This window comes from Zhongshania sp., assembly GCF_047636175.1.
Lineage (GTDB): Bacteria > Pseudomonadota > Gammaproteobacteria > Pseudomonadales > Spongiibacteraceae > Spongiibacter.
This window is the reverse complement of sequence record NZ_JBLIKC010000012.1, coordinates 40,184-63,205: the sequence shown is the minus strand read 5'-3', so window position 1 is coordinate 63,205 and position 23,022 is coordinate 40,184. Positions and strand designations below refer to the sequence as shown.

The following is a 23,022-nucleotide window of genomic DNA, read 5'->3' as shown; positions in this document are numbered from 1 at the left end:
ATCTGATGTCAAATATGACACCCCGTGAAATTGTTCACGAACTAGACAAACATATTATCGGCCAGAACAACGCTAAACGCGCTGTGGCGATTGCCCTGCGCAACCGCTGGCGCCGTATGCAGCTGGAAGAATCACTGCGCGACGAAATCACCCCCAAAAATATTTTAATGATTGGCCCCACCGGGGTCGGTAAAACGGAAATCGCCCGCCGCTTGGCTAAGCTATCTAATGCGCCCTTTATCAAAGTAGAGGCCACTAAGTTTACCGAGGTTGGCTATGTTGGGCGCGATGTCGAATCCATTATTCGCGACCTAGTTGATGTATCAATAAAGCTATACCGCGAGCAAGCGATGGAGCAGGTAGCCCACCGGGCCGCCGATGCTGCCGAAGAGCGCATACTCGACATCCTGCTCCCGTCGGCTAGAGGCGACAGCAGTGGCGAAGACCGCAGCGACAATACCCGCCAACTTTTCCGTAAAAAGCTGCGTCAGGGTGAGCTAGATGAGCGTGAGATCGATATCGAGCTAAACGCAACACCGCTTGGCGTAGAAATCATGGCTCCACCGGGTATGGAAGAAATGACCAGCCAACTGCAGGGTATGTTCTCTAAACTCGGCAGTGAAAAAAAGAAAACCCGACGCATGACGGTCAAGTCAGCGTTAAAGCAGGCCCAAGATGAAGAGGCGGCAAAATTAGTCAATGAAGAGGACCTAAAAACACGTGCTCTGGAAGCCGTTGAGCAAACGGGTATTGTCTTTATTGACGAAATTGACAAAGTGGCCAAACGCCAAGAAGCTGGCGGCGGCGATGTTTCCCGCGAAGGTGTGCAACGAGATTTACTTCCTTTAATAGAGGGCTGCACCGTTGGCACCAAGCACGGCATCATCCGCACTGACCATATTTTATTTGTGGCTTCCGGCGCATTTCACCTGAGCAAACCCTCAGACTTAATACCCGAGCTACAGGGTCGCCTGCCTATTCGAGTAGAGCTATCGGCACTCACGCCTGAAGATTTTGAGCGTATTCTTACCGAACCATACGCCTCACTTACAGAGCAATACCAAGCACTACTCGCCACCGAGGGTCTGAAAATAGACTTTACTAAAGATGGTATTCGGCGTATTGCTGAAACTGCATGGGAAGTAAACGAGCGCACCGAGAATATTGGCGCCCGCCGCCTGCATACGATTATGGAACGCTTATTAGAAACTATTTCATTCGATGCCGGTGACAAACAAGCGGTCACCATAGACGCAGAATATGTCTCTGAACAACTCGGTGAATTAGCAAAAGACGAAGACTTGAGTCGCTTTATTCTTTAAATTGCGGCTTTACACTTGGCGATGCTGCACCCCAGGCCTATGTGGTGCGCATCGCTCTTTAGACCTAATTCTTGTCGACCCCGGTAAATCGATATGACCGCCCTGCCACAAACTAATCCGACTAATATAAAATTTCGCAAGCAGTCTCAACAGTTAGAACTCAGCTACGCCAATGGCGAGCAGTTCTCACTGAACAGCGAATTTCTTCGCGTACACTCGCCATCTGCGGAAGTGCGCGGTCACGGCGCGGGTCAAGAAACGCTGCAGACTGGCAAGCTTAAGGTAGAGATCACTGAACTCATTCCAGTTGGTAATTATGCTCTGCAATTAGTATTTAGTGATGGGCATGACAGCGGGATTTTTTCGTGGACGTATTTGCGGGAATTGTGTGATCAGCAAGAGGCTCTATGGAAGGCGTATCTGCAAAAGCTCGAGAAAAATAATGCCAGTCGCGACCCCGATGAGCAGGTCGTCAAATTTTTCAATTAGGCTTAATCACGCAAAATAATCCGCGGACTGAGGTTCACACCGCCGTCTTCTTCTAATACGCCGATATTCACACCCGTTGAATTCTCGACCACCACTAGCGGCGGCTCAAAACTCGGCTGACGAATAAATTTAAGCGTCCACCCAAAGTTTTCTATACGGCGCAAGGATGCTTTTTGCATGTATGTTAGCAACTCAAGCGCATCGTCAGGAATCGCCGGACGCGCTTCACGCTGCCCCTGAATAAATCTCATAGTCTCACCGACGCCACCAAGGTTATAAAACTACAAACATACGCCACGACCATGATTGGGAACAGGCGCATATCACCGTATTGACAGACGGGAAAAGTGCGATTACGCAGCAAGAGCGCGAAGCGCCTTGCCACCACCATTTTAAGATATCGAAACTGCCCTACAAATTTTCCTCTGCAAATGCAGCTAAACGCGAACGTTCGATACCGTTCACATGCATCACCCCCGCGTGCTCAAAGTTCTTACTCTTTTCAACAAGATAGGTAAGCCCCGAAGTTAATGGCGATATATATTGGTTATCAATCTGGGCGAGATTACCCAAGACCACAATTTTAGAATTCACCCCGACCCGGGTAATAATAGATTTAAGCTGAAATTGGGTCAGCCCCTGGGCTTCGTCAATGACGATATAGGCATTATTGAAGGAGCGGCCGCGCATAAAATTCAAGGACTTAAACTGAATATTGGCCTTGTCTTTAACATACTCAATACTGCTATAGGGTGACTCATCAGTGCCGTGTAAGACTTCAAGATTGTCTTCAAACGCCGCCAACCAAGGCGCCATTTTTTCCTCCTCCGTGCCGGGCAGGAAGCCGATATCTTCGGCTATAGGCGGCGTAGACCGCGCCACAATCATTTTATCGAAGCGCTTTTCCTCTAAAATCGCGTGCAGTCCATAGGCGAGCGCAATTAGGGTTTTACCAGAGCCCGCAGGCCCAGTTAGCACGGTCATATCTATGTGCGGTCGAGAAATTAAAAAGAAAGCCATGGCCTGCTCAAAGTTACGCGGACTCAGCCCCCACATACGCTGATTCATCAGCTGGTCTCGACTTAAGTCCAGCAGTTCTAGCTTTTCTTCATCTACCGACCGCACCATGCTGACGAAGCCGCTATCATCATAAAGAAACTCGTTGATGTGCACCTTAGGGAGCACCTCCCGGTTCAATACATGCAAGGTCTGCCCGCCATCTCTAAGAGTGTCCACCTTGTCTACTTGACTCCAAAAACTACCGGGCAAATGCTCGTAACCCTTTGCCATGTACTGAATATCTTCAAGTACGCGGTCTTTGCGATAATCCTCTACATTTTCCAGCCCCGAACCCTTGGCCTTCAATCGCATATTGATGTCTTTAGTTACCAAACACACATAGGCATTAGGGTTTTTCACTTGTAAATTCAGTGCGACATTGATGATACGGTTATCGTTTGCTTGATGCTGACTGCCATCAAGGTAGGGTGCGGGTACGTTGTGGTCAATTAATTGATCAGGAAAAATGGCCAAAGTACCGGTCTCTTCGCCACCGAGCGCACTGGGAATTGGCACCCCCTCCTGAATCGCCTTGGGGCTGGCATTAAATAGAATTTTATCGATAGCATTGATCGCTATCCTCGCCTCGCGACTGACGTCTTTGTCTCGCCGGTCTTTAATGTGATCTAATTCCTCCAACACGGTCATCGGAATCACCACCCGATGCTCATGAAAGGCATTTATCGCTATTGGATCATGCAGTAAAACATTGGTATCAAGCACATAGACTTTTTCCATAGGGCACTCTCTGTTAACAACATAAAAGAAAGCTGGCGCCAGCTACTGCCATAAAAAAGCAAGTTTACGAAACCAGACAAGGGAGGTATCAGGGGAAAGAGGCCGCCATGTCGCGGAGCGCAGGGCGATGGTCGCGAGCTTGAGTGGATGCCGCGCGCAAAAGTATGGTGACTGTATGCCCGAAGGCATTGAACGTGTGACGGCAATATAGCGATCCATACAACACAACGTAGCCTAATTATTAAAAGCGATGGCCATCATTGTCAACCGTTATCGCGCTTATATCGGAAGACTCGGCTTCATATTTCCGCTACCCTGTACCCCTTTTTCGCGCCCCGAATACAGGTAACATTGATTCATGTTCGACAAAAATGCCCTGCAGCAGCTAAATCAGCTGAAATCCAAAATTATAGAATCTAAAGACCAAGGTGAAGGCGAAGTTCGCGGTAGCCAGCGACGTTTTGGATTTGTCCGCCTCGATGATGGCCGCGATGTATTTCTCGCTCCAGATGATATGCAGCGGGTTTTCCCCGGTGACCGCGTTAAAATCACGGTTATTACCGATGACAAAGGTAAGTTCAAGGCTGAGCTAGAAAAGCTACTAGAGAGCCCCTTAGACTGCTTTACTGGTCGCTACGTCGTTCGCGGCCAGGGTCACTTTATCGAACCGGATTTACCCCGTTTCAATAAGCTGCTTTTTATTCCGCCGTCACAGCGTAAAAAATGCAGCGAGGGTGATTTCCTTTACTGCCAAGTTGCCCAACACCCGTTCAAAGATGGCAAGTCTCAAGTCAAAGTTTTAGAGAACATCGGCAGCCCCGATACCGTCGGCATTGAAGGCAAGTACATTCAACGTAAGTTCAAATTACCCAGAGACTGGCCTAAAGACTGCAGTATTGGCGACGATATTCGCGCCGACACCCGCAAAGACTTGCTCGATATCCCCTTCGTCACCATCGATGCAGCAGAAACCCGTGATATCGATGACGCACTCTGGGCACAAGCCAACGATAATGGCTGGACTTTACATATCGCGGTTGCTGATCCCGGCGCCTTCATTACCCCAGATAGCCCGCTAGATATTGCCGCCAAGCAACGCGCCAACACCGTCTATTTACCCGGCTTCACCCAAACCATGCTGCCAAACCCGGTATCGCAGGGAAGCTGCTCATTAATGGCCAATGAAGACCGCGCTGCGATTGTATGTAGCGTTCAGGTAAGCGCCGATGGTGAGATCAGCGACATTCAGTTCAGCGAAGCGCGTATTCGCTCGCGCGCCAAATTGACCTACAACGATGTACACGCCCACCTTCACGGTGAGATGGATTTAAATCAAGACGGTCTAAAAGATTTATACGCGGCGAGCTTAGCTCTGAGGAAATATCGCAGCGAACACCATATCATTATGCCGGAGCAGCCGGACTTTCATTTCCAGCTCAACGAGCAACGCAAAATTGAGAGTATTACTAAGGTCGAGCGCAATGACGCGCATCGCCTAGTTGAAGAGTGTATGTTGGCCGCCAATCGCAGCGCCGCGATATGGCTAGCAGATTCGCCGGCGGTGTATATCTGTCATGCCGGCCTGCGAGAAGACCGCTACGACAATATACGCGCGGTCATCAACAAAGAAATACCCAGCTTGGCTGACTGCGACTTAAGCGCACTGCCGGGCTATAAGGCGCTTATTAAGGCTAGCGATAGCAGTGAATCTTCACTCCCTCTGCGTAGTATCTTTGCCCGCATGCTCCAGCCGGGGGATATTAGCCTAACGCCAAAACCGCATTTTGGACTCGGCTTAGAACGTTACACTACGTTTACTTCGCCGCTGCGTAAATATAGCGACTTGCTAGTTCAGCGCTGTATTCGCGCCAAGCTCGACGAGGAGAGCCCAAGTCTGCCCATCGATACCGAGCTCACTAAGCTGCAAGAGACTATTCGCAACGGTCGCCAGGCCAGTAAGCAAATGGAGCAATGGCTGCAGTATCAATATCTGGCAAGTAATACCTCAGATACGGTTTACGAAGCTCGCATTGCTCACGTTAATGGCGGTGGCTTTACTGTTGAGTTGCTTGATAATGGGATTAGCGGCTTCGTTGAAGCTCGCACTATTCCAGAAAAATTAAGTTTCGACGCAAACACGCTGCGGCTGTTCAACGATAAAAGTGTATTTCAACTCGACCAACTGGTTAAAGTTAAAACATCAGAGTTAGATGACTTCCAACGTAAACTGATATTCTTGCTGGTCCCGTAGTCACTACGCTAAGCGGTGTTTCAAATAAGTCAGAACGACTCAACTGTGGGCTGGTTAAAGCCCACAGTTGAGTAGTTACTGCTTCACTGCACTCACCAGCCGCTGAGACCAGAAAGCGGTAACACTAGAAGCCCTGAGGACTGGTAATCAGGACCCATTAGAAGTCAGACACCCTAGCGATTTAAAATATCTTCTCGAACACTTTCCGCTATTTTGGCAACCTCACCAACATCATCGCCACTTACCCCAACTCGCAGCCAGATTTTCTCAAAGCCTTGCCCGGCTATACATTGACCAATTTACTTGCAGATGAAACCTAGGCCATTTCTTTAGAACATTAGGCGCGCTAACGCTAATATACCAAGCTATAGGCGCATTAATAATCGACATGTTTTGGTGTCCGAGGAAAGGGAATAGCATCGCGAATATTGTCCATGCCGGTAATGTAATTTAATAGACGCTCGAACCCCAAACCAAAACCTGCATGGGCCACCGTGCCATAGCGGCGCAAATCCCGATACCACTCCAAGCCACCCAGGCCTTGCTCCGCCATGCGTCGCTCAAGCACATCTAAACGCTCCTCACGCTGACTGCCACCGATAATCTCGCCAATGCCTGGCGCTAGCACATCCATCGCCGCAACAGTTTTCTCGTCGTCGTTCATGCGCATGTAAAATGCTTTTATGTCCTTGGGGTAATTGGTCACTATCAGCGGGCCGCCAACATGCTCTTCACACAGGTAGCGCTCATGTTCGGATTGCATATCTACCCCCCAGCGGACAGGAAACTCAAACTTCTTACCAGACTTCTCCAGTATTTTAATCGCTTCGCTATAGTCCATGCGCTCAAAGCTGGTGCCGGCCACTTTTTGGAGACGAGCTAACACGCCCTGATCCACAAACTCATTAAAGAAGGCGAGGTCGTCTTCGCAGTGCTCTAATACCTCGGACAGTAGGTAGCGCAAAAAATCTTCCGCCAGCGCAGCATCATCGTCGAGGTTAGCAAAAGCGATTTCAGGCTCCACCATCCAGAACTCGGCAAGGTGGCGACTAGTATTTGAGTTCTCCGCTCTAAAGGTGGGTCCAAAGGTATATACCTTAGACATAGCTAAACAGTAGGCCTCGGCATTTAACTGGCCAGACACCGTGAGAAAGGCTTCGCGGCCAAAGAAATCTTCGCTGAAATCGATGCCGCCGCTTTCGGTGCGAGGTAAGTTCATTAAATCTAAGGTGCTGACACGAAACATCTCGCCGGCGCCCTCACAGTCACTCGCCGTAATCAGCGGGGAGTTAATCCACTGAAAGCCCCGTTCGTAAAAATAGCGATGCACCGCATTCGCGAGTACGGTTCTCACCCGTGTCACTGCGCCAAAGGTATTCGTGCGCGGCCGAAGATGGGCCACCGTACGCAAATACTCGAAGCTATGACGTTTTTTCGCGATAGGATAAGTATCTGGATCATCTACCCAGCCACAGACCTCAATATGCTTGGCCTGGATTTCGACACTCTGACCCTTGCCCTGCGAGGCGACCAAATCGCCGCTGACAATAACCGAACAGCCCGCCGTTAACTTTAAAATCTCGGCCTCGTAATTCGTCATTTCACCGGGCGCGACAACCTGTATCGCTGCCTGCGCAGATCCATCGTGGACGGCCAAAAACGAAAAGCCACCCTTGGAATCTCGACGGCTCCGAATCCATCCCTTTACTGTTACCTCGCACCCCGGTTCACACTGCCCCGCCAACAAGGCCTTTATCGATACTGCAGACATATGTTCTCCAAAAAATTAGGCTAAGGCCGTATTATATGCGTGCTGCGCCAATAGCAATAGTCATAGCTAGCGCTGTCTTTTAATCAGATTAGGCCTGCCTCGCTTTATTCTGACCAGAATAAATTGGATACTACTGCAAAATTCCATTTGCGACGAAACCGCTATGCGAGCAGAAAACTTTGTGGCCCACCGCGGCTGGCGTCAACACTACCCTGAAAACACCCTCATCGCGTTTATAAAGGCAATTGAAGCTGGCGCCGTTAATATCGAACTCGACATCCAACTCAGCGCAGACCAGGTTCCGTTTGTCTTCCACGACGCCAACTTGATGCGTATGTGCCAGCGCAAAGGCTTAATTTGGGAATATACCGCCGCCGAGCTCGATACATTCTCCGCCGCCGAAAGCGACCGCTTAGGCGCGGCATTTCAAGACAATCCCATGTGCCGGCTCAGCGACATTGTGGCTTTACTTCAGGCCAAGCCCAAGATAAACGCCTACGTTGAAATCAAGGAAGAGAGCCTGACGCACTTTGGCGAACAGATCGTCGTCGATGCCATCATTAACACCCTGCGCCCAGTCGCCTCGCAATGCATTCTTATTAGCTTTGAATTGAATGCGCTACACCTTGCTCGTCACGAGGGCTGGCAGCGCTTTGGCACCGTTTTTGACGCATGGCCTGACTGGCAGTCTGCGGCACTGACTGAACTCAAACCCGAAGTTGTATTCTGTGACCGCAACTGTGTACCTAGCAGCGCTGACTTCAGCGTACTGCCTTGGCCGATCCTAATTTACGAGGTGGGCACTAAAGCCGAGGCCGAGGATTGGTTTGCACGTGGCGCGGTCGCCGTAGAAAGCTTTCTGATTGGCGAACTGCTCAAAGAATTCTCCTTAAAAGCCGTGTCAGACTTATAAAAACATCGCCACGACCTAGTAACTTTTCTAGTTATTACAACAATTTAACCCACGCGCCATCATTACCGCCACTTAACCGCTGCTTAAATATTTGTTAATAGATACGCTAAGTCCTTGTTTTTACTCCCTACCAAATCTGTCCAAAAGATTAAAAAATGGCGGAAAACCGTATTTAGTAACTACTATGACACGGCTTATGTAACCCAAATATTTCTTGCTTGTTTGTATAATTACTTCGTCGCTAAGACACCAACAAAACTTTATAAATGGAGCAATACAATGAGTCAATTACAACAAGCAGTACAAGGCTACGACGCTAGCGCAGTTGCAGAATTAGCAGCTCAATACAGCTTCATCGCCATTGTTACAGTAGGCATAGTATCTTGCTTTGCAGGCCTAATTTAAATACCACCAATCAGGAGAATATCAACATGACACCGCACATTATTACTGCGTGCACTATAAGCGACCTTGCTCAACAGAGCGCAAAATTTAGCCTGATTTCCATCGTCCTTACAGGCTTATTTTATTGTATCGCCACACTCGTCTGAGTTACCCACATACCCATCACCACACCCAGACATGAAGTACAATTTGCCGCCAACCATCGGCGGCAATTCCTCTTTTTTCTACGCTTAAACTTATACTCTCAAATACCACTCATAATACCGAAAACATGACTTCCTTCTGCTGGCAGAATTATTGCAAGACACTCACACACAAAGCACACTATGCAATGTTCAATATCCCGCGGATCTATCACCATGACAGCACTATACCAATCTAGCTATATCTTATTTAGCACTAAAAAACGCGACGGCAGTTTTGTCCCAACACCAGTTTGGTGTGCCGGTGACGACAACACACTGTATGTTTTTTCAGCGGGGAACGCCGGTAAGGTTAAGCGCCTGCGCAATTTCAGCGAGTGTCAAATTGGCCCGTGTACGGTAATCGGCAAACCGCTTGGCGAGTCTAGTAATGGCAATGCCTATTTAATCGACGCAGCGGAAAGTAAAATCGCACACCGCCTACTAATCAAAAAATACGGTTTTCAAATGCGTCTATTAGATATGACCTCTGCTCTTAGTGGCCGCAAGAATAAGCGCGCCTTCATTCGTATAGATCTGACTTAAATTACCCCTTTGTCATGTCGCTGCGGTCATTGACCCACATTGAGACTTCGCCTAACGTAGCCGTTTTGATACAGCAACGGAGATTGCCTGTGCGCACCCTGAATCAATGGCTAGACGAATATAATGACTCCCACCAGAATCCACGCAATAAACGCATTCATTATTGGTGCGTTCCAGCAATTGCTGTTTGCACTGTTGCATTGCTGTGGCTGATACAAATACCTGCGACGGCATTTAATCTAGGCCAAGTGATTTTGATTGGCACTATGTTCTTCTATGGTTATTTGTCGGGGCGACTCGCGATGGGCATGCTGCCGTTAGTAGTGTTGTTGGCCGCCGGCATTATGGCCTACCAAAGTTATGTGGCATTCCCGCTATGGATTCCCGCGGCTGCCGTTTGGATTGTCGCGTGGATTTTCCAATTCATTGGCCACAAAGAAGAAGCACAAAAGCCCTCATTCTTTACTGATATTTTGTTCTTATTGATTGGTCCACTTTGGATTTTAGGCGCGCTATACACCAAGCTCGGCATTCGCTTTCGCAAGGCCTAGCCACCCGCTAGACTTCTACTCTGGTAGACGGCAGAGCAAATGCACATAGCGCCCCAGGGAGCAAAAAGGCTCGTCTGCTCCGTACTGCCACTCAAGGGCTTGCACATCAGTGATACTTCGCTGAGCTCGCACCGCCCTAGGCATCAAATCGTAGACCAAACGAATACCGCGCTTAGCAACAATTTCAAGGCCGGCATGCTGTAATAATTCAATAATCCGTTGCGGCTCACACGGCCCCGGCGGCGTAAGTCCGCCGGGATGCCCGGCAAAATCCCTATCGCGTAATTTGTAGAGATTGCCCTTGGCCATATTGCTCAAAATAAGCGCATTTAAGTTATAAAACATCAGCGATAAATGAGCGCCGGGGCGCATTCCTGCCACTAGCGACGAGATGACATCTTCCTGATCAGCTACCCACTCAAGTACTGCATGGCAGAGCACCAAATCGAAGGATTGTTTCTGTGCAGCGCTGATTGCCTGGATGGATGCCTTGCGAATATCAAGCTGAGGAGCTAAACCCGCCGCGGCAATATCTTTACGCGCCAACTCCAACATGTCGGCTGAAATATCATTGAGCAACACCGAGTGCCCCAGTTCTGCTAGGCGGATGCTCATTTGCCCCAAGCCGCCACCAGCGTCCCATACCGACATTGACCGACCCTCGCTAAGCGCGGGTAACTTATCAACCAGCTCGCGCCAACACAGGGCGAGCCGCAACTCACCCTTGGCATTGCCATAGATATTTTTTTTAAAGCGTTCGGCGATACCGTCAAAGTTACGATCTGTCATCAATCAACCATGCGACCATAGAATGGCCGTCATCAGAGGGTGGGACTAAAGACGAGCAGCTTAGGCAAGCAGGGGCGAAAGCTCAATACAAAAAAAAGCCAGAGCATCGGCTCCGGCTTTTAGAATTTCGACATCCAATGTCGCACCCATTCCTTTGAATGCTCATGTCTTCCTGACAACGGTAATTATGACGAACTGCCAAGGTAGTGAAAGAAGACAACAGCAGCACACCTTGTGAGATATATCTCACAAGGTGTGCTGCTGTTGTCGGTTCACGCATCTAGATCAGGAATAAGCTCGTCTTTTAACCACTGTATCTCGTCTTTTATACGCAATTTCTCTTTCTTTAGGCGCTGCAACAACAGCTGATTTTGGTAGGGATTCAAAGCCAGCTCAGTGATTTCCGTGTCCAGCGCGCGATGACGAATTCGTAAAAGTAAAATACGTGCGCTTATGGAGGGCATTCTTTCCATTTTTAAGCGAAATTCCTATAAGGGAGAGTACGAGAATGTAATCACACTTTTTACTATGCACCGCCCGAACACACAAGTTCAAAAGCAAGTAAGAGCCTAAATTTAGTGCTTATAAGCCTCAAGATTGTCGACACTGTCAAAATTATCAGGCCCTGAGGCAGAGAATACTGATCTTTTTAGTCAATGGCGATTGATTACTTACGCCATTGTCGGCATCGAGGGCGTCCGCAATACTAATCAAGTCAACTCATGGCGCCGTGTACTCCGCGCCAAAATAAGTCAGAGGCCAAAAATGTATACCGAAATATGTAAGAAGCTCGGCATTGAATACCCTATTTTCGCGTTCACCCACTGCCGTGACGTTGTGGTTGCCGTAAGTAAAGCCGGCGGTATTGGCGTCTTAGGAGCGGTCGGATTTTCTCCGGAAGAGCTAAAGGCCGAATTAGACTGGATTGATGAGCATATCGGTGACCGTCCCTATGGCGTTGATATTGTCATTCCGCAAAAATACGAAGGCATGGGCGATACGAGCCCAGAAGATCTTGAAAAAGAACTTTGGAAAATGGTCCCACAAGGCCATATCGACTTTGCTCAAAAATTATTAGCCGATGCCGGCGTGCCCGAATGGCCGGACGGCACCAGTAACATGGGCTTGCTTGGCTGGACTGAAGCCACCGCCACCCCACTACTTATGGAGGCGCTAACCCGCCCTAAATGCAAATTGATTGCCAATGCACTGGGCACCCCGCCTGCCGACAAAGTGAAGTTAATTCAAGACAGTGGCCGGCTGGTCGGGGCACTTTGCGGTCGTGTTAAGCAAGCCAAAGCGCACAAAGATGCTGGCCTAGACTTTATTGTCGCTCAAGGTGGTGAAGGCGGCGGTCACGCTGGTGATGTTGGCTCGGTGGTATTATGGCCGCAAGCCGTCGCTGCTGCAGCGCCTGTACCGGTGCTAGCCGCTGGCGGCATTGGGAACGGCCAACAAATGCTGGCAGCAATGAGCATGGGCTGTGAGGGCGTGTGGACCGGTTCATTATGGTTGACGGTTGAAGAAGCGCACGCTGAACCTGCGCAAAAAGAATCTCTGCTGGCCGCCTCTAGCGAAGACACTGTGCGCTCACGTGCATGGACAGGGAAAACCTGCCGTATGCTAAAAAATGAGTGGACCGAAGCTTGGGAACGCACTGACACACCAGACGCTCTCGGGATGCCACTGCAGGGCTTGGTGAGTGGTGATGGTATTCGCCGCACCGCACGCTATGCCTCAGCCGGCGATTGCCAAAAAGTGGCCTTTAACCCGGTCGGTCAGGTCGTCGGTCAGATCAACCACGTTGAATCAACCCGTTCCGTGATTTTCCGTTTAGTCACCGAGTACGTCGACGCATTAGAGCGAATCAATGGCCTAATGCCTGAAGAAGCATAATAAGCGCAATTACCGCCAGTGAACCTTACTGGCGGTAATCCTTATACTATTCCCGCTCAGCCAATACTCGCTCGACGGTATCGACAATAACCTGGGTTTGGCGATCCACTTCAATATTCACCCAATCACCCACGCGCTTATTTGCAAAGCCGGTCACCCGCAGCGTCTCTGGAATTAACCACACTGTGAACTCGGCTTCGTCACGCTGGTAATCAGCCACTGTCAAACTGCAGCCACTGATGCCGATAAAGCCTTTTCTAAACACGTACTTACTTAAAGTCTGAGGCAGACGAAAGCTCAGCGTACAGTTGTTTTCAGACTTTTCAACAGCAATCAGCTCTGCACAACCATCGACATGGCCAGACATATTATGGCCGCCGATTTCTGCCCCCTGTTTGGCCGAGCGCTCGACATTAACGATGTCGCCATCATTTAGCTTGCCCAAGGTCGTCAATGACAGGGTTTCCTGCATGGCATCAAACGACACCCGCGCGCCATCAATACTGGTCACGGTCATACATACGCCATCTAAACCAACACTAGCGCCAATGACGAGGTCTTCAAGTAGTACCGGCGGCAAGTCGATAAATAGCTGGTGCAAGCCGGGCTTATGGATTACCGCCGCCAGCGGGTAAGCACCATGCACAATTCCCGTATACATAAATCAATTGCCTCTATTTAAATGGAAAGTTACGCGACTAGATTATAACAAAACTTGAAGCCCTAAAATTAATATTGCATTATGCAGCCACCAAAAAAATAACGAAGGATTCACACTTTATAATGACAATTTTGAAAATTGGCCAACTCGGCTTTTGGATCGCCTTTCTGGTAAATTTCGTGTTTCCCCTGCTAGGTGAGAATAGCCAGTGGCTGATGTGGGGTGGTGTTGCCATACTTGTCGCCCACGTTCTTGAGTGCCTAGTCTTTAGAAAGGATATTCACCGTGATTACAGTAATCCAGTAGAAGGCTATATTGTAGTATTACTGTTTGGCGTTCTGCGCACCCGCGAATGGATGCGTAAAAAACCCCCATCAACGTCCTGAATAGCCCGACCAAGATACCTCAAAAATTGCGGTCGTAGCGCCTTGGCACTAGAGCTGCTAGGATTACTTTTTCCCAGCAACACTCTGTCAGGGTAGCACAATGAAGCGGGTAATTTTTAATCAAAAAGGCGGTGTCGGCAAAACCAGCATAAGCTGTAATTTGGCGGCAATTAGCGCATGGAAAGGCCATAAAACGCTGCTTATCGATCTTGATATCCAAGGCAATAGCAGCGAATACTTAATCGGCCCCCAGTTTCGCGACCTTGAAGACAACGCCGCAGATTTCTTTAAGCAAAAGCTATCGCTCTTCGGCAAAAGCAAAGAAGCTAGCGACTGTATTTACGAAACCGAATTCGACAATCTCTATCTAATGCCGTCTCACCCTGAACTCGCGGTGATCGAGCGCGAACTAGAAACTCGCCACAAAATTTATAAACTCCGCGATGCGCTGAACAAGCTGCAAGCAGAATACGAGCATATCTACATCGACACCCCGCCGGCCTTAAACTTTTATAGCCGCTCGGCCCTTATCGCCGCCGACTCACTAATCATTCCCTTTGATTGCGACAGCTTTTCTAAGGGCGCATTGATTGGTTTAATGGAAACGGTTGAGGAAATTCGCGAAGACCACAACCCAGAGCTGAAGCTCGAAGGCATCATCGTTAACCAGTTTCAAGCCCAAGCCAGCTTGCCGACCCAGCTTGTCGAAAGTATGAAAGCTGACGGCCTGCCAATCTTTGATCAATATCTAAGCAGCTCGGTCAAGATGAAAGAGTCTCGCAGCAGGCAGATACCACTGATTCACTACGCACCGTCGCATAAACTCACCCAGCAGCTAGTCAGTCTTCATGACACGCTAGATAGCGGTAAGAAAAATAAATCCGCTAAAAGCGCTTAAGCTACTATCTCGCAGCGGCAGCCATCCTGCCGCGGACTATCAATCCAGCCTCTTTAGGGTGTCGCAGTCCCGATTCCAACCTTACCCACCTTGTTGATTGTAATATCGCCAAGGCCAAAATTGGTAACCGCCGCCGTCAGGCTGAGTTTGTAATCAAGGTCAGATTGCATACTGCCTAAGATCTTACTCAATACGCCTATACCGCTGAGTAAATTCACCTCTACTGGAACCACCAGTTGAGTCTGACCATTTGCCGGTAAGCTGATCGCTTCATTTAAACTGCCGCCCGCCAGAGACTGCCCCTGTAACTCCAAGGTATATCGCAATCGGGCAAGGTTAATGGTGAAGCCATTGGGGTTATCGAGCTGCAAACCGACTAATAACTTCTGTTGGAAACCAATGACCGGCGCCATTTTGATACTGGTAATAGATACCTTTGGCTTTTCAATGGGATTGAATCCCGCACAGGCGGCGAGTGCCAAAACAGCAAGGAAAACCATTCCAGATCTATAGAGTGTGTTTATCATTTTTAAGGCCCCAAGCCAGTGAACATAGTAGCCAGACAAAAAAAGGGCGCCACTGATGACGCCCTTTCAGGTGTATGTCGCTGCTTATTGAGTTGGCAACATCTCAATTTCCACGCGACGATTCTGCTCACGACCCGATGCAGTGCTGTTATCTGCAATAGGATCGCGCGGTCCATAGCCTGAAGTACGAATGCGGCTTGATGCCACACCTTGATTCATGAAATAGCGACCAACGCTACCTGCGCGTTGCTCAGACAGTGACTGGTTGGTCTGGAAACTACCGGTAGAGTCTGTGTAACCATTAATTTGCATCAGCGTTTTATCAAACTCTTTGGCTACTAACACAACGCTGTCCAAGACGTCAGTGAAGCCACCCTTGATAGCAGAACTGCTGGTATCGAAAGTCACGTTGCCGGGCATAATGAGTTTAATGGTGTCGCCAACGCGCTGCACACCAACACCCGTGCCTTCAAGGCGGGCGCGCAGTTTTGCTTCTTGACGATCCATATAATAACCGTAGCCACCACCGGCGGCCGCGCCTATTACTGCGCCCTGTAGCGCACCTTTTTTGCGATCTTTCTTACTTGCTACTGCGGCCCCTAAAACGGCACCGCCCAAAGCACCCCAGCCAGCACCTTTGGCAGTATTACTGGTCTTCTCTTCGCCAGTATACGGATCGATACTACACGCTGTTGCGAAAACAACTGCTGTCAGCAATGTCGTCCAACGACTAATATTAATAGACATTTTCATTGATGAATCCCCTTATCCGTTATCTTTCTATGTGCCATGAAACGATCATGACACAGCTATTATCAAAAAAAACATGCCAATATTCACAGCATTAATTCATCCGCAGCCCGGAACTCTTCACGCTTACTTTATGGGAACTATGACAACTCCACCCCAAGGCTAGTTCATTATCTTAGGTGCCTGCCACTCCCCGTTGCCATCTGCATCAATATATATAGGGTTACTCAATGCCAGCGGCGCCAAGTCGGGCATGAGCGCGCGATACACCTCGCCAGGGTCGCCACTGACTTCAACCACCACATAGGAATCAGTGTCGACGATAAGCTCAATGACCTTGTGATCACCAACCGCCACCTTCAACTGCCGATAAATTTCCCCGTTAACCCAAATCGTCATGGTATTAACCGTCACCCACGGCGCCGCATCTATCTGAATATGCAGCTCACCACGCCGTCCCGAAAACGTATCGCCCATGCCGGCATCTGAATAATCATCGCGAAGTGTTACTGCCAGAAACGGGCCGGTAGTCATAAAGCTATGCCCATCTCGGACAGCGCCTACAAAGGCACTCTCATCGAGTGGTAGTTGATTATTCGAAGCGGCAACGTAGACATAAGTGCGCGGCGCGGCGACCACGCTGCGAATCCCGTGGGAATCACTATTCCCAGTCGCGGCGCGGCGCGCGCCTTGATTCAGAATCGAAAACCAGTCATCACGAATTTGCGAGTACACCGAAAACTCGGCCCCATTGAGCACTTCTAAGACGTCAAAATCGATATCGCGAAAACCCGAGACCGGGTCTGGAAGCAGTAAACTGCCATTATTTACGCTGTCTAAGGCCTGTGCTGGATCGTAACTTCTACCAATCGACAGGTGATCAAAAAAGGCTAAATCAGCATCAATCGGATTGGCCGCCCGTGGATGATTCAGCTGGAATAGTGCGTTTGGCGCTTGCTCGCGAACACCGGCAATCACTTCACGCAGGGCGCGGTTTTCTACCGCCGGAGTGCCGCCAGCAAACTCCATTGGCCTAGCCGTTAATGGAAAGACATTACTGTGACCTACCGTAGTCGGTGCATTGGCTGTGCGCGACATACCGGTGAGTTCACTGCCGGTTATAACCTGCACTCTACCCTCCAAGCCCAGCGCTGCAACGCGCCCGCTTTGATCAACCAAGCGATTGTGCTCGCTGGCCACCAAGACCTCGGCGCCCTGCGCGACAAAACTTCGCAAGCGCTCATCAAAGGGTAAGACCGAGTCAAAACTTGCCCCGCTGTGGACGTGCAAGTCGGCTGAACGCCAATCACCGCCGTACCAAATTTGCTTTAGAGGGATGATAGGAAGCTGGCTTGTTTTACCAGCAACAACAGTAAGCAAATACTCCTTTACATCGAATTCCATGCCCCGCGCAGCCAGAACTCGATACTGGCCAGGCGGCAAGTTAACTTGCTCTAAATCTGAATCAACACCGGCCAAATCAATACGGTTGCGGCGCATCATGCCAGGCAGCGACAGCCCCTGCTCGGTAAAGCCCAGTAAGTCATTACCAAACTCCGGTGTATCAGTATTCCCAAAACCAAAGAAATACAGGCTCATTGGCATATCTCGCGGCAAGCGCAACGCACCATTTTTCCGAAAGACCCATCGCCCGCTATCGTTGCGCGCGTCGGCTAGCGACAATTCGCGACTAATTTTTTGCCCCCAAGGCGCAGTGGCCTGCATTTTTATCCACTGCACATGTTTAGGCAGGCGAATATTAAAACTGCCATCGGCGGCGACTCGACCCTGGGTTACAGGTCGATCATCCTGGTCCCAGACCGCCACCGATACATCAAAATTATTGGCGTAACCTCGTATTCGCGGGCCGTTGTAGATTTGATCAGTGACCGATGCCACATCCGCACGATCGCCCAACAACACCTTGAACTTAGCAAGCATCTGCTCGCCTTTCTCTAAATCCATAAACTGGTTTTGCAGCAGTGATAGCCAAGTCAGCCGCTCGCTTTGAAACCATAAAGGACGGGTCATCCAGCCGTGCAGGCTATAATCAGGAAATACGGCCAAAAACCGCGGCAATGGCTGGCGGCTGCCATTCGCTTTAATCAACTCGGCAGACCCCAGCTGCACCCCATAACTCACCTTGCTGTCATAGGTATCGGCGCCCACCAAAATATTCCAGTCACTGGGCATCATGCCGCCAAGCAGAGACGACACTTTATTGCGGTCGATGGCCGGATGCTGAAAACCCAGGGTGGCATTTGGAATATAACTAGACAGACTGAAGGGCGTTAATGCGCGCTGCGAATACAGGGTAAACAAGCCGCTCATTTGTACCGGGCGACCTTCGCCAATGCGCTCTATCTGCACATTGATTTCGAGCTCCTCACCAGTCTCTCGCAAACGGTAGGTCACTGTTTGACGAATACCATCGCCCTCGCCCACAGTAATAATATCGGCGTGATCGCCCTCTATTAGCGTAGTGATTTTTGAAACCGGAATAGCGGCTTCCTTTGCCAGCCCCGTTAAAATATTCGCATAAGTCCACTGGTCATTACCGCGCTCACAATGCGCAACATCGATAAGCGTGCCACCACCGGCAACAATGCCCGCGTGATGGTTAACATCGCTAACAGCCACGCAAATTTTGCCGTTGGACAACCACCAATCACCCAGCCCAGCAATACTGTCTGGGCCACCCCGGGGGAAACTATCGAAGGTTTCCAGCTTAATTTGTTCGGCGCGAAGCAGGGATGCCGGTAGCGGCGCCTCCGCTACCGGCAAAAACTCCTCCATCGTGGCAAGACCAGTATCATCCTCAGTCTGGGCTGTGGCATAGCCAGTGAGACAAATAGCTAGCCCCAAAGGCAAGCACAATACCCTCGCCCACTTTTGCATTACTGCAATCATTGGTTTTATGCCGCCATGACAAATAGAGCGATGCAAGCACCCAGACCAATAATAAACGCCAATGAGCGAAGCACATCCTTATTGGCAATGTAAAAAATGGGATACAAAACCCGCGCAACAATAAACACCTGAGCGGCAAGCGCCGACTTGGCCGGATCAACTCCCGCCAAATGTGCAATGATCACCGCTGCCGCAAATACTGGCAGCGCTTCCCAAGCATTTTGCTGCGCGGCGTAGGCGCGCGCGCCTGGGCCTTCAAGCTGGGCATATTGCAGGCGAGGATGCTTGTTATCGACTTTACCAAACTGTTTGGCACGAAAATATCCACATACCCAGGTGATTACTATGGGAAGCAAACATGCAATAAACACACACCAGAACGCAACTGTCATATTCTATTTTTCCCTAGTATTTTATTATTAGTACTTCTCGATTTTATATTGCCAAAGCCGTCACATTCGAATATTGGCGGCGGCGTCAACATTATAAGCTGACACCCCGCGCTGCGGTACCAAAAACCTTGGGACGTCAGCATTGGCATCGCAAGTCCTTACTTTATTGCGCGCGCAACGCTCACTTCAGGAATTTCACTAGAAAAAGTACTGAAGAGATAATCACGAGCCTCCTGGCGACGCAACTCACTCAAGGCAAATTGTGATTCAAAGAACGGGAACACCGCCAGCGTAGTTAACCATTGCTGACGCACAGGATTCATTGTCGGCGGCAGCGGATCAGTAGTACACAGCGCCGTCTGCGGCGATAACAAAATACCTTCTTCAGACTCACCCAACTCGCTGGCCCAGTTTTCGTCAGAGGTTTTTTCTAGACCACGCGTCAACATGCCACAGCCCAATGAATCCGGATTTTCAAACCATCTCAAATACCGACCCGGCGACGCAAAGCCTGTATGAGAGGCGTTATTCATAGTCACTACAACAGCGCCTTTGACATTGGGTAGAATCGTCGCCGCATTGGTTTGATAATCAATCATGGCATCTATCGGCGACGCAATCATCATGAAAGGAACATCTCTAGAATCATAGAAAGCTGGCCCAAACATAAAGACCGGACCCGCAATCGATACCGCCGCAGAAATACGCAAATCAGCGCTGCGAGGATGGAAGGTCGCCAAAGTCGACGTCATACCACCCAAAGACAAACCCATAACACCAATATGCCTGTCATCAATACGCTCATAAAACTGATTGCCAGAATCCGCATTCCATGACACAAACTGGTCGATTAAGAAGCTAACATCACCGGGCTGACTAACTACATCTTTTACCAATGGTCCGCCAGGCGCGCCCATCGTGGTGAGCGGGTAATCCATCGCCGCAACAATATATCCGTGACTAGCAAAGTGCTCAGCGAGATAGCTGCCGCCGGTGCGCGAAGACATAAAACCATGGCTATAAATAAGTAAAGGCGCCGCACCAAGTAAGTCCTCGGGATACCAAATTCGAGTTTGCAACTGACGCTCATTACTCCCGAGATACTCGCCGTTTTTCTGGGTGGGACGAGTATCATCGACCAACTCAACATCGAAATAGCTGACGTCGTAAATGCCTTTTTCTAGCCAACGACTACCCTCGGTATCCGCCGATAAGGGCTGGGGCAGATTGCCAAACTGCAGGTATGCACCGGAAGCAAGCAGCAATACCAGCAGGGATAATAAGATTTTTTTAAACATAGCGCTCTCGTAGCCAGACCAATTCCAAGCCCTAAGTTATCAAGTCTGCTAACAGGACTCCACAATAAAGCCCTAATCAACTTATAAATAATGAAATTAATACCTTAGCGCCGATAGCTGTGCATTTAGCATCGTTAATGATGAGGCAGCAACAGGATAGTGAGTCGCGTCTAAGGACGTGTCAGACAAGGAAGAACAAGGAGGAATTACTTTAAGCGGCCCGACCAAATCTCATGCCGCCCACATAGAATAAAGCCCCTATCAAGGGGCTTAAGAAGGAATTTAAAAAACCGCGTAAAAAGACGTCTAGTGTTCTACAAAAGCACGTTCAATCACAAAATGCCCATACTCACCACCACGCGTTTCTTCAAAACCGGCCGCCTTGAGCAGGCGGCAAGTGTCTTTGAGCATGCTCGGGCTACCGCAAATCATAAACCGATCAGATTCGGTATTAAGCGCGGGCAAGCCCACATCTCGCATCAACTTACCGGTGCGAATTAAATCCGTCAAACGCCCCTGATTTTGAAACTTCTCACGTGTCACCGTGGGGTAGTACACCAGCTTGTCACGGATCATATCGCCAAAATATTCATGCTGCGGCAAATGATTGCGAATGAAATCTTGGTAAGCCAACTCGCTCTCATAACGCACCCCGTGCACCAACACTATTTTCTCAAACTTCTCATATACTTCCGGGTCTTTAATAATACTCATAAAAGGCGCCAAACCAGTACCCGTGCTGAGAAGGTATAAATTTTTACCTGGCAATAAATTGGCTGCCACCAAGGTGCCGGTAGGCTTACGACTGATTAAAATTTCATCACCCACCTTGATCTGCTGTAACTTAGACGTCAGCGGACCATTGGCTACTTTAATGCTGAAGAACTCAAGCTCGTCCTCATAATTTGCACTCACAATACTGTAAGCTCGCATCAAGGGGCGATCGCCCTGCTTTAAACCGATCATAGTAAAATGGCCGTTTTCAAACCGGAACGATGGATCACGGCTCGTCTTAAAACTAAACAAAGTGTCGTTCCAGTGATGTACGCTGGTCACTCGCTCAGAAACTATATTACTCATTGCAAACCTCTCCTCAATATTAGCGCCATATCCGCCACTACTTCTTTGGCTTGCCAATACTGTAAGGGAAAGCTATGCTATCGGCAAAATGACTTATAATGATTTTTCATATCGGTTTTGCAAATATGCACTATACCCTACGCCAGCTCGAAGTTTTTCTAGCCGCCGCCCACACCGAGAACATAACCCGGGCTGCAGAGCAGCTTTCTATGTCCCAGTCGGCAGCTTCTAGTGCGCTCAAAGATCTTGAGCAGCAATTCTCGATACAGCTATTTGACCGAATTGGTAAACGTCTACAAATTAATGAACTAGGTCGCGCGCTGCGCCCACAGGCAGAGGCGCTCCTAGATCAAGCACTCGCATTAGAACAGGGTTTCCGCCGCCACGATCAGGTGGGGGAGCTTAAGGTGGGCGCCACGCTTACCATTGGCAATTACCTGGCGGTCGATATCATGGCCGAATTTATAAACCGCTACCCCGCAGCCAAAGTAAAACTCAATGTCGCCAACACCGCGGTCATCAGTCAACAGGTTTTAAACTTTGACTTGGATATCGGTCTGATCGAAGGCGAATTGCACCACCCAGATTTAGAAGTGACACGCTGGCGAGAAGATGAGCTGCAAATCTTCTGCAGTCCCCTGCACCCTCTGGCCAGCAAAAAAAATCTCACTGATGCAGATTTACTCTCTGCCCAGTGGATTCTACGAGAGGGCGGCTCAGGCACCCGTCAAGCCTTTGACCGCGCCATTCATGAGCTATTACCAGAACTGAATATTCGCCTCGAGCTGCAGCACACCGAAGCAATTAAACGCGCGGTCGAAACCGGCCTAGGTATCGGCTGCCTTTCAACGTTATCATTGCAAGCAGCTTTCGACAGTGGCCGCTTAATACCGCTCACCGCTGCCAATCGTGATTTCAAACGCCACTTTTACTTTATTCTGCACCGTCAAAAATACCGCAGCGAAGGAATTCTGCGCTGGTTGGAGCTTTGTCAAAATAGCTAAGTGCGATATTAAATGGGGATATACAACGGGAACTGGGACGGGAAATAAGCATAGTGACTCAAGACTTATTGATCAAACCAGCGAGCATCTGGGCCAAATACCAACAGTCGCGACTACCCGCCCAACACCTCGACCTCGCTATCACATAAGACGTCGCAAGAACTACTATGGCCACCGCCTGCGAGTCCAAACAAAACGACTTTC

Annotated in this window: 23 protein-coding genes; 11 read left to right on the top strand and 12 right to left on the bottom strand. The window is 49.4% G+C overall.

Translation table 11 applies throughout. The features are described 5' to 3' along the window. Window positions 1–5 precede the first annotated feature (5 nt). Together hslU and ACI955_RS09065 are read left to right on the top strand one after the other, a co-directional pair. Window positions 6–1,322, top strand: coding sequence for an ATP-dependent protease ATPase subunit HslU (hslU, locus tag ACI955_RS09070; RefSeq protein ID WP_415243424.1), 1,317 nt, complete (start codon window positions 6–8; stop codon window positions 1,320–1,322). Between the two features lie 93 nt (window positions 1,323–1,415). Then, entirely contained in the window at window positions 1,416–1,811 is a 396-nt protein-coding gene (locus ACI955_RS09065) for a gamma-butyrobetaine hydroxylase-like domain-containing protein (protein ID WP_415243423.1), read from the top strand. 2 nt (window positions 1,812–1,813) lie between these two features. Here ACI955_RS09065 and ACI955_RS09060 read toward each other — a convergent pair whose 3' ends face one another. Both ACI955_RS09060 and ACI955_RS09055 read right to left on the bottom strand, forming a co-directional pair. Further along, window positions 1,814–2,062 carry a hypothetical protein gene (locus tag ACI955_RS09060; protein ID WP_415243422.1) on the bottom strand — a complete coding sequence of 83 codons (249 nt, stop codon included), beginning with the start codon at window positions 2,060–2,062 and terminating at the stop codon, window positions 1,814–1,816. A 160-nt stretch (window positions 2,063–2,222) separates the two neighbouring features. Further along, window positions 2,223–3,608, bottom strand: a complete 1,386-nt coding sequence (locus tag ACI955_RS09055; RefSeq protein WP_415243421.1) for a PhoH family protein — start codon at window positions 3,606–3,608, stop codon at window positions 2,223–2,225. 358 nt (window positions 3,609–3,966) lie between these two features. Between ACI955_RS09055 and ACI955_RS09050 the strand changes: the two genes are divergently transcribed. Further along, the gene (locus tag ACI955_RS09050) at window positions 3,967–5,859 is read left to right on the top strand and encodes a VacB/RNase II family 3'-5' exoribonuclease (protein ID WP_415243420.1); all 1,893 of its coding nucleotides are present in this window, start codon (window positions 3,967–3,969) and stop codon (window positions 5,857–5,859) included. A 376-nt stretch (window positions 5,860–6,235) separates the two neighbouring features. Here ACI955_RS09050 and asnS read toward each other — a convergent pair whose 3' ends face one another. Beyond that, complete coding sequence (gene asnS / locus ACI955_RS09045) at window positions 6,236–7,630, bottom strand: asparagine--tRNA ligase (protein WP_415243419.1); 1,395 nt, start codon at window positions 7,628–7,630, stop codon at window positions 6,236–6,238. A gap of 163 nt (window positions 7,631–7,793) precedes the next feature. Between asnS and ACI955_RS09040 the strand changes: the two genes are divergently transcribed. The 4 genes from ACI955_RS09040 to ACI955_RS09025 all read left to right on the top strand — a co-directional run bounded on the left by ACI955_RS09040 (window position 7,794) and on the right by ACI955_RS09025 (window position 10,227). Then, the gene (locus ACI955_RS09040; RefSeq protein WP_415243418.1) at window positions 7,794–8,543 is read left to right on the top strand and encodes a glycerophosphodiester phosphodiesterase family protein; all 750 of its coding nucleotides are present in this window, start codon (window positions 7,794–7,796) and stop codon (window positions 8,541–8,543) included. 279 nt (window positions 8,544–8,822) lie between these two features. Beyond that, window positions 8,823–8,948, top strand: coding sequence for a hypothetical protein (locus ACI955_RS09035; RefSeq protein WP_415243417.1), 126 nt, complete (start codon window positions 8,823–8,825; stop codon window positions 8,946–8,948). 359 nt (window positions 8,949–9,307) lie between these two features. Continuing rightward, window positions 9,308–9,676 (top strand): PPOX class F420-dependent oxidoreductase, encoded by a 369-nt coding sequence (locus ACI955_RS09030; protein WP_415243416.1) that lies wholly within the window; start codon window positions 9,308–9,310, stop codon window positions 9,674–9,676. Between the two features lie 89 nt (window positions 9,677–9,765). Then, a complete protein-coding gene (locus tag ACI955_RS09025) occupies window positions 9,766–10,227 on the top strand; it encodes a DUF962 domain-containing protein (protein WP_415243415.1) in 462 nt (153 codons plus the stop codon). A 15-nt stretch (window positions 10,228–10,242) separates the two neighbouring features. On the opposite strand, the gene ACI955_RS09020 is transcribed toward ACI955_RS09025, so the two are convergent. After that, window positions 10,243–11,016: a methyltransferase domain-containing protein gene (locus ACI955_RS09020; protein ID WP_415243414.1), complete on the bottom strand. Its 774-nt coding sequence runs from the start codon at window positions 11,014–11,016 to the stop codon at window positions 10,243–10,245. Window positions 11,017–11,288: 272 nt separating this feature from the next. Beyond that, entirely contained in the window at window positions 11,289–11,489 is a 201-nt protein-coding gene (locus tag ACI955_RS09015; protein WP_415243413.1) for a YdcH family protein, read from the bottom strand. A gap of 124 nt (window positions 11,490–11,613) precedes the next feature. On the opposite strand from ACI955_RS09015, the gene ACI955_RS09010 reads away from it, so the two are divergent. Further along, window positions 11,614–12,912 (top strand): nitronate monooxygenase, encoded by a 1,299-nt coding sequence (locus tag ACI955_RS09010; protein WP_415243412.1) that lies wholly within the window; start codon window positions 11,614–11,616, stop codon window positions 12,910–12,912. Window positions 12,913–12,958: 46 nt separating this feature from the next. Here the strand turns inward: ACI955_RS09010 and ACI955_RS09005 are convergent, their stop codons facing one another. Further along, a complete protein-coding gene (locus ACI955_RS09005) occupies window positions 12,959–13,573 on the bottom strand; it encodes a riboflavin synthase subunit alpha (RefSeq protein WP_415243411.1) in 615 nt (204 codons plus the stop codon). Between the two features lie 122 nt (window positions 13,574–13,695). Between ACI955_RS09005 and ACI955_RS09000 the strand changes: the two genes are divergently transcribed. Both ACI955_RS09000 and ACI955_RS08995 read left to right on the top strand, forming a co-directional pair. Beyond that, window positions 13,696–13,959: a DUF1145 domain-containing protein gene (locus ACI955_RS09000; protein WP_415243410.1), complete on the top strand. Its 264-nt coding sequence runs from the start codon at window positions 13,696–13,698 to the stop codon at window positions 13,957–13,959. Window positions 13,960–14,059: 100 nt separating this feature from the next. Beyond that, window positions 14,060–14,857 carry a ParA family protein gene (locus ACI955_RS08995; protein ID WP_415243409.1) on the top strand — a complete coding sequence of 266 codons (798 nt, stop codon included), beginning with the start codon at window positions 14,060–14,062 and terminating at the stop codon, window positions 14,855–14,857. 53 nt (window positions 14,858–14,910) lie between these two features. Here the strand turns inward: ACI955_RS08995 and ACI955_RS08990 are convergent, their stop codons facing one another. The 6 genes from ACI955_RS08990 to ACI955_RS08965 form a co-directional block, all read right to left on the bottom strand. After that, window positions 14,911–15,384: an LEA type 2 family protein gene (locus ACI955_RS08990; RefSeq protein ID WP_415243408.1), complete on the bottom strand. Its 474-nt coding sequence runs from the start codon at window positions 15,382–15,384 to the stop codon at window positions 14,911–14,913. 84 nt (window positions 15,385–15,468) lie between these two features. After that, window positions 15,469–16,137: an OmpA family protein gene (locus tag ACI955_RS08985; protein WP_415243407.1), complete on the bottom strand. Its 669-nt coding sequence runs from the start codon at window positions 16,135–16,137 to the stop codon at window positions 15,469–15,471. A 159-nt stretch (window positions 16,138–16,296) separates the two neighbouring features. Continuing rightward, window positions 16,297–19,044, bottom strand: a complete 2,748-nt coding sequence (locus ACI955_RS08980) for a CehA/McbA family metallohydrolase (protein ID WP_415243406.1) — start codon at window positions 19,042–19,044, stop codon at window positions 16,297–16,299. 5 nt (window positions 19,045–19,049) lie between these two features. Then, a complete protein-coding gene (locus ACI955_RS08975; RefSeq protein ID WP_415243405.1) occupies window positions 19,050–19,436 on the bottom strand; it encodes an MAPEG family protein in 387 nt (128 codons plus the stop codon). A 158-nt stretch (window positions 19,437–19,594) separates the two neighbouring features. Continuing rightward, window positions 19,595–20,734, bottom strand: coding sequence for an alpha/beta hydrolase family protein (locus ACI955_RS08970; protein ID WP_415243404.1), 1,140 nt, complete (start codon window positions 20,732–20,734; stop codon window positions 19,595–19,597). A 306-nt stretch (window positions 20,735–21,040) separates the two neighbouring features. Beyond that, window positions 21,041–21,814 carry a ferredoxin--NADP reductase gene (locus ACI955_RS08965; RefSeq protein WP_415243403.1) on the bottom strand — a complete coding sequence of 258 codons (774 nt, stop codon included), beginning with the start codon at window positions 21,812–21,814 and terminating at the stop codon, window positions 21,041–21,043. A gap of 125 nt (window positions 21,815–21,939) precedes the next feature. On the opposite strand from ACI955_RS08965, the gene ACI955_RS08960 reads away from it, so the two are divergent. Then, complete coding sequence (locus ACI955_RS08960; RefSeq protein WP_415243466.1) at window positions 21,940–22,818, top strand: LysR family transcriptional regulator; 879 nt, start codon at window positions 21,940–21,942, stop codon at window positions 22,816–22,818. Window positions 22,819–23,022: the final 204 nt, after the last annotated feature.

Bases quoted from the DNA above. Each gene is read 5' to 3' on its own strand.
- ACI955_RS09040 (WP_415243418.1), top strand. From the start codon at position 7,794: ATGCGAGCAGAAAACTTTGTGGCCCACCGCGGCTGGCGTCAACACTAC.
- ACI955_RS08965 (WP_415243403.1), bottom strand. From the start codon at position 21,814: ATGAGTAATATAGTTTCTGAGCGAGTGACCAGCGTACATCACTGGAAC.
- ACI955_RS09055 (WP_415243421.1), bottom strand. From the start codon at position 3,608: ATGGAAAAAGTCTATGTGCTTGATACCAATGTTTTACTGCATGATCCA.
- ACI955_RS09065 (WP_415243423.1), top strand. From the start codon at position 1,416: ATGACCGCCCTGCCACAAACTAATCCGACTAATATAAAATTTCGCAAG.
- ACI955_RS08980 (WP_415243406.1), bottom strand. From the start codon at position 19,044: ATGATTGCAGTAATGCAAAAGTGGGCGAGGGTATTGTGCTTGCCTTTG.
- ACI955_RS08995 (WP_415243409.1), top strand. From the start codon at position 14,060: ATGAAGCGGGTAATTTTTAATCAAAAAGGCGGTGTCGGCAAAACCAGC.
- ACI955_RS09050 (WP_415243420.1), top strand. From the start codon at position 3,967: ATGTTCGACAAAAATGCCCTGCAGCAGCTAAATCAGCTGAAATCCAAA.
- ACI955_RS09035 (WP_415243417.1), top strand. From the start codon at position 8,823: ATGAGTCAATTACAACAAGCAGTACAAGGCTACGACGCTAGCGCAGTT.
- ACI955_RS08970 (WP_415243404.1), bottom strand. From the start codon at position 20,734: ATGTTTAAAAAAATCTTATTATCCCTGCTGGTATTGCTGCTTGCTTCC.
- ACI955_RS09005 (WP_415243411.1), bottom strand. From the start codon at position 13,573: ATGTATACGGGAATTGTGCATGGTGCTTACCCGCTGGCGGCGGTAATC.
- ACI955_RS08960 (WP_415243466.1), top strand. From the start codon at position 21,940: ATGCACTATACCCTACGCCAGCTCGAAGTTTTTCTAGCCGCCGCCCAC.
- ACI955_RS09020 (WP_415243414.1), bottom strand. From the start codon at position 11,016: ATGACAGATCGTAACTTTGACGGTATCGCCGAACGCTTTAAAAAAAAT.
- hslU (WP_415243424.1), top strand. From the start codon at position 6: ATGTCAAATATGACACCCCGTGAAATTGTTCACGAACTAGACAAACAT.
- ACI955_RS09015 (WP_415243413.1), bottom strand. From the start codon at position 11,489: ATGGAAAGAATGCCCTCCATAAGCGCACGTATTTTACTTTTACGAATT.
- asnS (WP_415243419.1), bottom strand. From the start codon at position 7,630: ATGTCTGCAGTATCGATAAAGGCCTTGTTGGCGGGGCAGTGTGAACCG.
- ACI955_RS08975 (WP_415243405.1), bottom strand. From the start codon at position 19,436: ATGACAGTTGCGTTCTGGTGTGTGTTTATTGCATGTTTGCTTCCCATA.
- ACI955_RS09030 (WP_415243416.1), top strand. From the start codon at position 9,308: ATGACAGCACTATACCAATCTAGCTATATCTTATTTAGCACTAAAAAA.
- ACI955_RS09000 (WP_415243410.1), top strand. From the start codon at position 13,696: ATGACAATTTTGAAAATTGGCCAACTCGGCTTTTGGATCGCCTTTCTG.
- ACI955_RS08985 (WP_415243407.1), bottom strand. From the start codon at position 16,137: ATGAAAATGTCTATTAATATTAGTCGTTGGACGACATTGCTGACAGCA.
- ACI955_RS09060 (WP_415243422.1), bottom strand. From the start codon at position 2,062: ATGAGATTTATTCAGGGGCAGCGTGAAGCGCGTCCGGCGATTCCTGAC.
- ACI955_RS08990 (WP_415243408.1), bottom strand. From the start codon at position 15,384: ATGATAAACACACTCTATAGATCTGGAATGGTTTTCCTTGCTGTTTTG.